6 protein-coding genes are annotated in these 12294 nt (G+C 71.8%); 5 read left to right on the top strand and 1 reads right to left on the bottom strand.

Annotated features, from left to right (window positions below; all coding sequences use genetic code 11):
* Positions 1-98: 98 nt before the first annotated feature.
* Both HCN56_RS02320 and HCN56_RS02315 read left to right on the top strand, forming a co-directional pair.
* Positions 99-1442 (top strand): hypothetical protein, encoded by a 1344-nt coding sequence (locus HCN56_RS02320; RefSeq protein ID WP_167967743.1) that lies wholly within the window; start codon positions 99-101, stop codon positions 1440-1442.
* Between the two features lie 564 nt (positions 1443-2006).
* The gene (locus HCN56_RS02315; RefSeq protein WP_167967742.1) at positions 2007-7148 is read left to right on the top strand and encodes a PDDEXK-like endonuclease domain-containing protein; all 5142 of its coding nucleotides are present in this window, start codon (positions 2007-2009) and stop codon (positions 7146-7148) included.
* 64 nt (positions 7149-7212) lie between these two features.
* Here HCN56_RS02315 and HCN56_RS02310 read toward each other — a convergent pair whose 3' ends face one another.
* Positions 7213-9384 (bottom strand): UvrD-helicase domain-containing protein, encoded by a 2172-nt coding sequence (locus HCN56_RS02310; protein ID WP_167967741.1) that lies wholly within the window; start codon positions 9382-9384, stop codon positions 7213-7215.
* 343 nt (positions 9385-9727) lie between these two features.
* On the opposite strand from HCN56_RS02310, the gene HCN56_RS02305 reads away from it, so the two are divergent.
* From HCN56_RS02305 to sbnB, 3 genes are read left to right on the top strand one after another with little or no spacing between them, the layout of a single operon-like run.
* The gene (locus HCN56_RS02305; RefSeq protein WP_167967740.1) at positions 9728-9988 is read left to right on the top strand and encodes an MbtH family protein; all 261 of its coding nucleotides are present in this window, start codon (positions 9728-9730) and stop codon (positions 9986-9988) included.
* Positions 9989-10041: 53 nt separating this feature from the next.
* Positions 10042-11112, top strand: coding sequence for a 2,3-diaminopropionate biosynthesis protein SbnA (sbnA, locus tag HCN56_RS02300; RefSeq protein ID WP_245245830.1), 1071 nt, complete (start codon positions 10042-10044; stop codon positions 11110-11112).
* Positions 11106-12122 carry a 2,3-diaminopropionate biosynthesis protein SbnB gene (sbnB, locus tag HCN56_RS02295; RefSeq protein WP_167967772.1) on the top strand — a complete coding sequence of 339 codons (1017 nt, stop codon included), beginning with the start codon at positions 11106-11108 and terminating at the stop codon, positions 12120-12122. The genes sbnA and sbnB overlap by 7 nt, the downstream gene beginning before the upstream one ends.
* The last annotated feature ends 172 nt before the right edge of the window (positions 12123-12294 follow it).

Genomic DNA, 12294 nt, shown 5'->3' with positions numbered 1-12294 from the left:
TCTCCGATGGACAGGGAGGGGAGCGGGCGGGGCGTTCCTCCCGGAGGCTGCGTGGGCCCAGGGGACGGGGGCGGGGGCGACCGTGCAGGATGGCCTGCATGGTGGCGATCGTGCAGTGCTGGGATCATGAGGCCGACTTCCTCCGTCAGAAGGAAGATCTGTACGCCTTGCGGCGGTGGGACTGGAACTGGTCGTTCACCCGGCCGCGGGCCCCCTGGGCCAAAGGCAGGAGCCGCCGGCTGCTGCTGATCGCTGCGCGGGACGACGACGGGCAGATGTACGTCACGCACGTGGGGAAGTCCGTCCGAGGCAAGGCAGCGAAGGACCAGGACCAGCAGCTGACCGTCTCGCTGGTCTTCCGACTCGCCGAACCCTTGCGGCTCACCGAACTGCTGGCCGTGCTGGCCCCCGTTCAACACCGTCGTCTGGCCGAGCAGGGCCACCAGACCGACGGGGTGAGCAAGGCGCTCCGCGACGGGCTGCTGCGACTGCGGCCGGCGGCCACCGAGGCGGTGAAGCTGATCGAAGGCGCGGTCGCCCCGTGGACGTTCGGCGAGAACCGCGCGGCGCAGGAAGTGGCGCTGCAACGCGACGCCACGCTGGGGGCGGCGAGGATGGCGGGGTTCGACGCCACGGAGCTCGCGGAGTGGGACCCGCCCGCGGGTGAGCTGGACGTCGACCGGCCACCTCCCACCTTCCTCGCACTGGCGGGTGGGCGCGCCCGCCCCGCGCTGGAGGACCATCTCATCGCGCGCGACGCCGAGACGATGCTCGGATGGCTGAGCACCGAGACCTCCGATGTCGCCTGGCGCGAGTTCCGGGAGCACGGTCGGACGCTGCTGGTCGCCAACGCCAACCGGACACCTGCGGAGACCCTGCTGGGCTGCGACATCGTCTACTACAACGTGACCCGCGAATCGCTCGTCCTGGTCCAGTACAAGAAGCTCGACGCGGCACGCAAGGGCTTCTACTACCCGAACAGCGACCGGAAGTTCGGCGAGGAACTGCGGCGCATGGAGGCACTGGACCGTTATGCCGCCCGGATCGCGGGCGAGGAGGGCGAGCAGCGTCTCGACCCCAGCCCGAGCTGGGTGAAGCTCTGCCACCCGCAGTCGACGATGCGCCACACGAACGAAATGATCCACGGCATGTACTTCTCCCGGCGGCAGTTCGAGGCACTGCGCCGCGACGCGCGGCTGCGGGACGGTCGGGGCGGCGCCGTGCGGTTCGGCTACCAGAATGTGCCCGGCTACCTGGACAACACCCTGTTCTCCCGGCTGGTGGAGTCGGGCCAGATCGGAACCTCGGGGACCAGCACCGAGCTGGTGCGCCAGCAGGTGATCCGCACCTTCCGCGGGCAACGCAATCTCGTGCTGGCGGCGCTCAGCGACGACACCCTGCCGCAGGCGGAGCGGACCCGCCGCCGCCGTGGCGGCGGCTGACTGCTGGCCTTGCCCCAGACTTACCGGAGCCGGGGAGTCGAACTCCCCGCCCAGCTTTCCGCCGCTGAACCGGACGAGTGGAGGGCGGCCGGCGCGATTGGGTCCGGGAGAGGCCGACGACCACGTCGGCGCAGGGCCCCTTTGACGGCTTCGACGGCGCGGCGCCATCCCACCCGACCGCAACCGGTGAGGAACCGTCTCGGCAACCGCCCGGCGAGCGCCGCGAGGGCTGAACTGCCGCGTAACCCTGCCCCGCCCCCCGCGGAGGCGGTCGGTGTCCTCACGGGCCACCGGCACCGAACTCGCGGACCGTGGTCCTCGCCAGTTGGCGCGTTCTCTGCGGGAGAGTGAGGGTGCGGAGCCCCGGCGACGGGCGCTGCGGCTTCGCCGGAACTCAAGCTTTGGCATTAGGGCTGACACGGTGTCATTTCCTGCTAATCTCATCCCCCTGTGTACCCGGTTCACAGTTGATCTTGGGGTGCGCAGTGCTTGTCATCGGTGGTTGTGGGGGCGGGGACCGCGCTGTCACGGCGCGATGTGCCCTCGGGAGAAGTGGGGTGGCCAATGGGCCATGACGGGGACAGCGACGTGCCGCCGCAGGGCATCGACGGCAGAAGAGTCCAACAGATCTTCCGGTTCCTGGCGGACGCGGAGGAGTCGAAAGTCCGCCCGCGGAGGACGCTCGACGGTGTGGCGGGGATCGTCTGGTTCGACGATCTTCCGTCCGACCCTGCGGTGTCCGTGGTGCTCGACGCGCCGCTGACGGAGGGGGCGCCGGCGTGGCTGCGGGTCGAACGCCCGGCGCGGGAGGAGGCGCCGGCCCTGCCCGAGCTCATCGAGCTCTGGGTGGAGGAGACGGGGTTGCGCGATTTCCGCCGGACGCAGGCGCCCGTGCTGCTGCGGCGGATCGAACCGCAGTTCCCCGACTGGTCGGAGGGGGTGCCGCTGGAGAAGAGCTACGACGTTCTGGACGACCACCCGCAGCGCGAACGCATCGAGAAGGCGTACGACGCCTGGCGGTTGGAGTGGCTCGGGTGGGCGGAACGGCGCCGCGCGATGGACCCCCAGGTCGAGCTGTACGACCGACTCCACAAGATGCACGAGGACGCCGCGGAGCTCGGTGAGGCAAACGAACTCGTCCTCGGTCTGGGGCGGCTCACCTGGCAGTCCGAGGCGGGGCACCGCGTCGAGCGTCACCTCGTCACGCACCGCGCGGTCCTGACCCTGGACAGCGCGAGCGGAGCGCTGTCCGCGGGGCCCGACCCGCTCGCCATGGGGCCGGAGCTCGAAGAGGGCATGCTCGACGGCGGGCAGCACGTGGCGGGCAACGTGCGTGAGGAGATCATCGCCCGCCTGGCGGACGCCGGCGATCTCACGGCTGCCACGCACCTCACCGCGGTGCACGACGCCCTGCGGGTCTGGGTCAACGCCGCACACGCGGCGGGCGCCTACCACCAGGGAATCTCGCGGGCACGTCCCGCGACGCTGGAGAGCCCGCAGGTCGGCCTCACCCCCGCACTGGTCCTGCGCGAACGCGATCGCAGCTCCACGCTGGACGCGCTCAAGACCATCGCGCGAGCCGTCGACGAAGGGGTGGAACCCACCGATCTGCTCGCCCACATCGCCGGCCGCGGCGGCTCACTCACCGCGGCGGATCACGCCGCCGGCGAAGAAGACCCCACCGGTGGTGAGGTCTTCTTCGCCCTGCCCGCCAACGACGAACAGCGGACCATCGCCCGACGGCTCCGGGCCAACCGTCTCGTCGTGGTCCAGGGACCGCCCGGTACCGGCAAGACGCACACCATCGCCAACCTCGTCACCGACCTGCTGGCGCAGGGGAAGCGTGTGCTGATCACCAGCCACACCGCCCGCGCGCTGCGGGTTCTGCGGGACAAACTCCCCGACACCGTCCGCGATCTGTGCGTCAGCCGTACCGAGGACGGGTCGGCTGCGCAGCGGGAACTCGAGGCATCGGTCCAACGCATCCTCCGTGAGTACGCCACCTACGACCCCGGGGCGGCGGAGCGGGAGATCAGCTCACTCCGCACGCGCCTCGACCGTGCACGGGACGCCCAACGCGTCCGCCTCGCCGACCTGGCCGTGCTGAGGAACCAGGAGACCCACCGCTTCGAGCCCGACATCGGCGACTACGAGGGCAGTCTGCAGGAGATCGCGCAACGTCTCGTCGCCGAGACCGAGGCCCATCGGTGGCTCGGGCCGGTTCCGGTCGAGCAGCCCTCGCTCACCGCTGAGGAAGCGCTCGAACTGCTGCGAGCGACACGCGCCTTCACTCCGGAACGGCAGGCGCTGGCAGCTGAGGTCCCCGGCCCCGCCGAGTTGCCGGGGCCGGGCGACTTCGACCGCGCGGTGGCCACCACCCGGCAGGCGTTCGACGCGCTGGAACGTGCTCGCGCCAACGAGGCGTGTCGCTCCTACGATGAGGCCGTGCGGGGACTCACCTCGCCGGAGCTGCACCGCATCTCGGAGCGGCTCGACGCCTTCACCACCGCCTGTGCCCGGGCGGCTGATCTAGCGGAGGGCGCCGGCAGCTGGGCGGTCGACCTGGAGGGAGAGGCCCGTCGCGGCCGCGACCGCCGGATCACGGCCCGCCGCGACGGTCTCGTGCGGGCTCTGGTCGACGTGTCGGCGGCGACCGCCACGATCGGGTCCCGGAGGGTCGCAGGCCTGGAGGCGCACTCACCCCAGGAAGCTCTCGCCCCCGCGACCCTGTTGTCGCAGGGACTCGCCGAGGGAGGTCGACTGCGGGGCCCGTTCGGGATGCGGACCAGACTTGCAAAGTCCGTCGGCACCTTCGCCGACGCGGTGACCGTCGACGGGCGGCCACCGCACGACGCCGAAGCGGCTGCTGTCGTGCACGCCCGCGTCCTGGCCGAGCTGAGCCTCTGCGAGGCCGAGACGGAGTGGTACGGCGAGACTCGTCCGTGGCAGGGGCCGGCGTCGCGGGTGGCGCGCATCGAGCAGGACCTCGAGGTGCTCGATGCGTTGTGCGCCGTGGTGCGTGCCCGGATCGACCTCGGGGCGGTGGGCGCCGCCGCTCCCGGCCTGACCGACGCGCCGTGGCAGGAGAAGAAGACCCGCGAGGCGGTCCGCGACCTGCTGCGTGCCGCGGTGGGGGTGCAGCAGGCCGAGAGCGCCGAGCAGTTGCTCAACTCCGCCGAGCAGCTGCTCTCCGCATGGACCGATCGCCCAGGTTGCGCCGCGGCGGTGACCGAGGCCCATGCCGCCGTGCGCGACCGCGACACCGAGCGGTACCGGCAGCACTGCGAGACGCTGTCCGAGGTCCGCGAGGCGGCGCGCCTCAGGGCCGAACAGCACGCCGCTCACGCTCGGGTCGATGCGGCCTTCCCCCGCCTTGCCGAACGTATCGTCACAACGCCGGAGGACCCCGCCTGGGACCAGCGGCTGCCGCGGCTGGCACAGGCCTGGGCGTGGACGGCCTGGCGTGAGCGCCTGGAACGCCTCACCGACCCGCAGACGGAGGAGAAGCTCCTCCGGCAGCTCACCGAAGCCGATGACGAGGCCCGCATCACCCTCGGCCGCCTGGCCGCGCGGCAAGCCTGGCACCAGTGCCTCCGGTTGCTGACCGACGACCAGTCCCGCGCGCTGAAGGCGTACCAGCAGGCAGCGGGCCGGATCCGTGGCAAGTACCAACAGCGGTACCGGAAGGACGCGCAGCTGGCGCTGGCCAAGGCGCAGAGCGCCGTCCCGGCCTGGATCATGCCCCTCCACCAGGTGGCGGAGACCGTGCCGATGGACCGCCCCGGGCTCTTCGACGTCGTCATCGTCGACGAGGCGAGCCAGTCCGGGCTGGAGGCGATGCTGTTGAGCTGGCTCGCGGACCGGATGGTCGTGGTCGGCGACAGCAAGCAGGTCAGTCCGGAGAACGTGGGTCTCAAACGGGAGGACTACTTCCAGCTGCGTGACCGGCTCCTCACCGAACTGGAGCCGGACATCCGGAGTCTCTTCGGGCCGGACTCCAGCTTCTTCGACCTGACCGAGGCGCTGTCGTCGGGCCGGGGAACGCTCATGCTCAAGGAGCACTTCCGGTGCATGCCGGAGATCATCTCCTTCTCCAACGAGCTGTGCTACAGCGGTGACCTGCTTCCGCTGCGCCAGTTCGGGGCCGACCGGCTGCCACCGGTGAGGACGGTCCAGGTGCCGGACGGAGAAGTGACGGGCGCCGGCAATCGCCTGGTCAACCACGCGGAGGTCGAAGCTCTCGTCGACGCGGTCGCCCGCAGCTGCGCCGACCCGGCCTACGCGGGGCTGACGATGGGGGTCATCGTCCTGCGGAGTGCCGTGGCGCACACCACGGAGCTGGAGAACCTGTTGGCCGAGCGGATCGGCTACGAGCAACGTGAGCAGCGGCGCCTTCGCGTCGGCGATGCGGCGGCCTTCCAGGGGGACGAGCGCGATGTCGTCTTCATCTCCTGTGTGAACTCGGCGAGCACCGCAGCGGGAACGGTGCCGGGCGGCTTCAACGGCCCCACGTACGAGCGGCGCCTCAACGTCGCTGCCTCCCGCGCCCGGGACCAGGTCTGGGTGTTCCACAGTGCACGCGCCGACCAGTTCCACGCGGGCGACCTGCGGCGGCACTGGCTGGACCATCTGAGCCGCCCGATCGAGGCCGCCCCCGAGCAGGTCGTCGATGGCGAGGTCCGACCGGACGTGCGGCACCCGGCGTTCGACAACCTGTTCCAGCAGCTGGTCTACCGAGAGATCACCGCTCGGGGGTTCCGGGTACGGCCCGGGTACCGCGTGGGCGGACACGCACTCGACCTGGTGGTCGAAGGCGGCAGCCGGCGGCTTGCGGTCTGCTGCGACGGCGACTCGTTCGCGGAGGGGGAGGACGCGGAGACCGCCGCGCGTCGTCAGCGTGACCTCGAACGCGTGGACTGGGTCTTTGTCCGGATCCGGGCCAGTCGCTTCCACCTGGACCGCGAGCGAGCGCTGGCGCCGTTGTGGGTACGGCTGGGGGAACTCGGCATCGAACCGACTCCGCCCGAGCCCGTCCCGTGCGAGCCCGTCCCCTCCGGGCCGGTCCCGTCCGAACCGGGCGGCCTCGGAGAGCCCGACGGAGCGGAGCGGGTGGCGGACGCGGCCGACCCCGTTCAGCAGAGCGCGGCCGTCGCCGGCGAACCCACCGGGAAACCCGTCACCGCCGGGGCGACAGGTGAGGCCGCAGCCACCGAGGAGACCTCTGCCACCGAGGAGTCCTTGCCCGATCCCACGAGGGAACCCGTTCCGTATGCGGTGCTGCGAAGGGTGATGGACGAGATGCGCCAACTGGAGGCAGCGCTCAGCGCAACCGACGACCCCCTCGACGGCGAGACCGATGCCGCGCGCGTGGTGTTCCTCCGGCGCACGCTGCGGGAACAGCGTGAGCGCAGGGCCCACCATCTGGGGGTACTGCGCTCCTTCTCGGACACCGCGACGGTCGACCCGGCGCTGCAGGCGCCCGCAGCAGTCGTCCCCGGGGCGCTCGTCTCCCTGGAGTTCGACGGCCGCTGGGACCGGGAGGTCCTGTACACCGTGGCCGAACTGCCGTGTGAAGACGCCGAGACCATCTCTCCTTCCTCACCGCTGGGCTCCCGCTTGCTGTGGCAGACGGTGGGCACCGAGCTGGCCTACGAGGCGACCCCGGGCAAGCAGTCCACGGTACGGGTCCGCGAGGTGAGTTGCTGACGGCTGCCGTGCCGGTGGTGCGCGTCCTTGGGAGCGCGCACCACCGGGTACCACAAGCAGATGTTCAGGGCGTCGTCGGATCGAGAAGCGACGACGGCTGGCCGCTCCACGACACGGCCAGGGCGTCACGTGCCCGCGTCGCGGCGACGAACAAGAGGCAGCGCTCGGCCAGCAGGTCGTGGCGGTGCTGTGCGGGGTCCTCGTCCGCGGGGGAGACCTGTTGCAGATACGGCAGGGCGCTGGAGGTCAGGCCCACCAGGGCCACGCACCGGAACTCCAGTCCCTTGAGGCCGTGCATGGTCGACACCCGCACACCTGCCGACCCCGGGGCGGGACTTGCTCGTACCCCGACGGCTGCCAGGCCGTCACGCCGCAGCCTGGCCACCACCGCGTCCACCGTCGAGTTGAGACGCGCGCCCACCGCGATCTCGGCAAGAGGCACGCCGTCACGCTCCGACCAGTGGCGTACCTGGGCGACGAGGGCGTCCAGTTCCTCGCGCGGGGAGGCGAACGCCCGCTGCGTCGGTACCGGCCCCCGGAGGACCGAGCGACAGCCGGCCAGGGAATCCGTGGCCCCGTCCGCCTCGTCGTCCGCGCCCAGCTCGTGGAACGCCAGGTCGGAGAGGAGTCGGACCGACCAGGACAAGATCTCCTCGGTGCTGCGGTAGTTCACGCGCAGCCCTGAGGACCGCCCCCGGACGTGGACGCCGACAGAGCGAAGCGACACCCTGTTGTCGTAGATCCGCTGATGCGGGTCGCCCACGAGGAAGATGTCGTCCGGCGCAGGTGCCACCGCGGCCCGCAGCACGCGCCACTGGGCCGGGTGGAGGTCCTGGGCCTCGTCGACGACCACGTGCCGGTACTGCGGGCCGTGCGCGGCCAACCGCGCGGCGGCGCGTGCTGCGAGCTGCGCGAACGTGGCCGTGCCCCGCGAGGCGGTCTCCTCGCGGAACCGCTCCATGACCTTCCAGAGCCGGGCCCGTTGGACCCGCCCGAGCTGCGATCCACGGCCGTGCCTGGTGCACGCGAGGTATGCCGCCGCGGTCCGGAGATCCTGCGCGAGCACCACGTTCCGATACTCCTGCGCCAGGAACCGTTCCGACCATGCGCTCCGCTCGTCACCCAGCGCACGCTTCCACGCGGCCCGTTCGGAAGCTTCCGTCAGCGGTCGTGGTGCTCCCCCTGGCGTGGCCTTGAGTACCTGAGCCGCGAACGCGTCCACTGTCGTCACCTCGACCCGCGCCAGCAGATGGGCATCCGCTTCTCCCAGGAGCAGTGCCAGCTGATCCCGAAGAGTGGAGGCCATCGCCGTCGTGAACGTGGTCAGCAGCAGGCGGTCCTCCGGAAGCCCGGTGCGAAGGAGATGCCGTACGCGGTGGAGCGCGACCACCGTCTTGCCGGTACCGGGGCCGCCCGTGACCTGAGCCGGGCCGCGGTACCGGGGGTGGTAGGCATACCGATGCTGAGTCGGGTGGAGAAAGACCCGCCAGCGCTCGAAGTCGCCCGAGAGCACACGATCGAGCTCGGCGGGGCTGGTCACCTCGACGATCCGATCCGAGCTGCGCAACACGGCCTCGGACGTCGTGACCGGCTCGCGGCTGTCGGCCGAGCGGACCGTCTGCCCCCGGGGCACGATCAGCTGTTCCCACACCTCGTCCGCGGAGTGCCCGGCGGCAAGGTACTCCAGTGCTTCGAACTGGTCGGCCGGGAGCAGCGGCGGCCGCATCGCCGCGAGGTCCGATTCCTCGACGCAGATCCGAGCCAGCCGGAGCACCTGGTCGTCGATGCCCAGGTCGCGGAGGACGGTGTCGGAGTGTGCGGCGAACAACCGGCTCGGTGCCTCCACGGCGCGATCTTCGTAATAGGTCTCCAGATGTTCCAACTGGGTGACGTTCCGTACTTCCAGGGCGCCGGTGGCGCTGTTCACCGAGTATGCGCGGCTGACGGCCCAGGAGTTCGCCTCGTCGTGGGGACGGACCCGGAGCAGTGTGAAGAGTTCGCTGCTGTCATCCGGCGCCAGCAGGACGCCGCGCAGGGAGCGCGACACCCGGATGGTGCGTATCCGCGGGTCTCTGGCACCCTGCAGCTTCTCGAGGTGGAGGCCCTTGTGCGCGCGCAGCTCCGACACGGAGAAGCTCCCGAAGGCCTTGATGCTCTCCGTGACCTGCTTGCGTTCATGGGAGCCCAGCGAGCTGAAATCCGAGAGGAAACCCTCCGTGAGCGCCAGTCGTGGCATGGATGCGCCCCCTGATCGTCTGTGGAACGGTGCTCGGCCCGGGTCCGTCGTCCCGGCCGGCCACGGCGGCACCGCATTGGTCCTCGGAGCACCGGCGGAAGCGATTCTACGGAGATCGCCGCCCACCGGCAGGAGTTCGGACAGGTGGCCCGCCCCCTGCGGAGGCCGTCCGGTCGCGCCCCCGCCGCCGCTGCTCCGGACCACCCGGGCAGGGGAGGAACGGCGGGTGAGTGCGGCGTTCACGGCTGCCCGTTTGTCTCTACGTCCGATCCGCTCGTCACGGCACGCTCGTGCGGAGCGCCGGTGGCCGTCCGGCGACCGACGACACCGAGGAGGGACGGACATGTCCGAACACCCCGAGACCGTGTTCCGCGTGGTGCTCAACGACGAGGAGCAGTACTCGATCTGGCAGGCCGACCGGGACCTGCCCGCCGGGTGGTACGCGGAGGGCACGGAGGGCACGCGCCAGGAGTGCCTGGACCACATCGGGCGGGTGTGGACGGACCTGCGGCCCGCCAGCCTGCGCCGCCGGTCCGACAGCGGCGCCGTGGGCGCGGCGTCAGGGGCGGTGGCGGAGCAGGGCCGAGAGAGCACCCCGGTCTGAGCAGCGTCGCCAACCCGAGGAGAAGCCCCGCGATGACCATCATCTCCCAGACCATGCCCCGCCCCACCGCCGCGGGGGCCGTGGCCGCCGCCGACGAGCACACCCCGGTCGCCGCCGGTTACGGCGACGACCGCACGGGGGTCCTCACCGCGGTCGGGTCGACACCGCTGGTGCGGCTCACCCGGCTGCTGCCCGGCGCCCGGTTCCGGATCTGGGCCAAGCTCGAGTCGTCCAACCCCGGCGGCAGCATCAAGGACCGCTCCGCGTACGTGATGCTGAGCCACGCGATCGCCACCGGCGCGGTCGTGCCCGGCAGTGGGACGGTGGTCGAGTCGAGTTCGGGCAACCTCGGGATCGGCATGGCCCAGGCGTGCCGCGCGCTGGGGCTGCGTTTCGTCTGCGTGGTCGACCCCCGCACCAACCCCCAGAACATCGCGATCATGCGGGCACTCGGCGCGGCCGTGCACCTGGTGACCGCACGCGACTCCGCCACCGGCGAGTACCAGCCGGTGCGGATCGAGCGGGTCCGGGAACTGGTCGCCTCGCTCCCCGGGGCGTACTGGCCCAACCAGTACGCCAACCCCCGCAACGGCTGGGCCCACCGGGTCACCATGCGCGAGATCGAGGACGAGCTCGGCCGCGCCCCCGACCACCTGCTGTGCACCATCAGCTCCTCCGGCACGCTGCGCGGCTGCGCCGACTGGATACGCGAGCGGGGCCACGCCACGCGGGTCGTGACCGTCGACGCCGAGGGCAGCGCCATTTTCGGGCCACCGACCGGCCGGCGGCTGCTCCCCGGTCACGGCGCCGCCGTCCGCCCGCCGCTCTTCCGCAGCGGGCTCGCCGACGAGGTGATGCACGTCAGCGACCTGGACAGCGTCGTCGGCTGCCGCCGGCTCGCGCTCTCCGAGGGGCTGCTGCTCGGCGGCTCCTCCGGTGCGCTGGCGACCGCGCTCGACCGCTTGAGCGACCGGGTGCCGGACGGCTCGGACTGCGTGCTGGTGATGCCCGACCGCGGCGAGCGGTACCTGGACACGATCTACGACGACGCCTGGGTGAAGGCCCAGTTCGGAGAGGTGACGCACCTGTGGAAGGACGAGATGGCGGGGGCGGGGCGATGCTGACGCTCGGCAACGCGGATGTGAGACGGGTCCTCGACGGCCGGGAGAAGGAACTCCTGGGCGCCGTGCGCGACGCCTACCTGCAGCACGAGGCCGGGCGCAGCGCGCTCCCGCACTCCGTCTTCCTGCGGTTCCCCGGTGACGACCGCAACCGGATCATCGCCCTCCCCGCCCACCTCGGTGGCGAGGAGCCGAAGGCCGGCATCAAGTGGATCTCCTCGTTCCCCGGCAACGTCGCGCGGGGTCGGGAACGGGCCTCGGCCGCCATCATCCTGAACTCGATGGAGACGGGCGTACCGGAGGCATTGGTCGAGGCATCGACCATCTCGGCCCGCCGCACCGCCGCGAGCGCGGCGCTGGCCGCCGGAGCCCTGCCGCCGGGGGGCGGCGCGGAGACCGGGGTGGCCCTCGTGGGGTGCGGCGTCATCAACTACGAGGTGCTGCGGTTCCTGCTGGTGGTACGGCCGGAGATCACCGAGATCACCGTCTTCGACCTGGACGCCGGGCGCGCCGCCGGGTTCCGCGACCGCTGTGCGACGGAGCTGGCCGGCGACGGGCGGACGGTGCGGGTCGCCTCCGACATCGACGAGGCGCTGGGCGCGCACCGCCTGGTCTCGCTGGCCACGACGGCGACCGTCCCCCACCAGGACCTGGCCGCGTGCGCCCCCGGCACGCTGGTGCTCCACGTCTCGTTGCGGGATGTGACCGTTCCCGCGGTGCTGGCGGCGGTGAACATCGTGGACGACCTGGACCACGTCTGCCGCGCGGAGACCTCCGTGCACCTGGCCGAGCAGGCCACCGGCGGCCGGGGGTTCGTCTCCGCGACGCTCGGCGGGCTGCTCTCCGCCGGTGCCTCGTTGCCGCGCGACCCGGAGCGCGTCACGTTGTTCTCGCCGTTCGGCCTGGGCGTCCTCGACCTCGCCGTCGCCGACATGGTGCTGCGGGCAGCCCGGGCGGAGGGTGCGGGCACGCTTGTCGAGGGTTTCCTCCCACCGCCGGTCGCGCCCGCCTGAGCGGGGCGGCGGGCCCGGCTCAGGCGGCGACGGTGCAGCCGGTTCCGCCGGTTCTCCCTCCGACCTCGTCGAGGCCCGGCCCGGGGCCGATCGCGCCGCTTGTCCCCGGCACGCCCCGGCACGTCCCGGGCCGGCGGCCCCGGGGCGCGCGGGGGGAGCGGTGCGCTCCTCC

It is taken from the genome of Streptomyces lonarensis, assembly GCF_012033735.1.
Classification (GTDB): domain Bacteria; phylum Actinomycetota; class Actinomycetes; order Streptomycetales; family Streptomycetaceae; genus Streptomyces; species Streptomyces lonarensis.
This window is presented reverse-complemented; position numbering and strand designations above follow the sequence as displayed.

Excerpts from the sequence above, each read along its gene's own strand:
- HCN56_RS02320 (WP_167967743.1), top strand. The coding sequence starts at position 99 with ATGGTGGCGATCGTGCAGTGCTGGGATCATGAGGCCGACTTCCTCCGT.
- HCN56_RS02315 (WP_167967742.1), top strand. The coding sequence starts at position 2,007 with ATGGGCCATGACGGGGACAGCGACGTGCCGCCGCAGGGCATCGACGGC.
- HCN56_RS02310 (WP_167967741.1), bottom strand. The coding sequence starts at position 9,384 with ATGCCACGACTGGCGCTCACGGAGGGTTTCCTCTCGGATTTCAGCTCG.
- HCN56_RS02305 (WP_167967740.1), top strand. The coding sequence starts at position 9,728 with ATGTCCGAACACCCCGAGACCGTGTTCCGCGTGGTGCTCAACGACGAG.
- sbnA (WP_245245830.1), top strand. The coding sequence starts at position 10,042 with ATGCCCCGCCCCACCGCCGCGGGGGCCGTGGCCGCCGCCGACGAGCAC.
- sbnB (WP_167967772.1), top strand. The coding sequence starts at position 11,106 with ATGCTGACGCTCGGCAACGCGGATGTGAGACGGGTCCTCGACGGCCGG.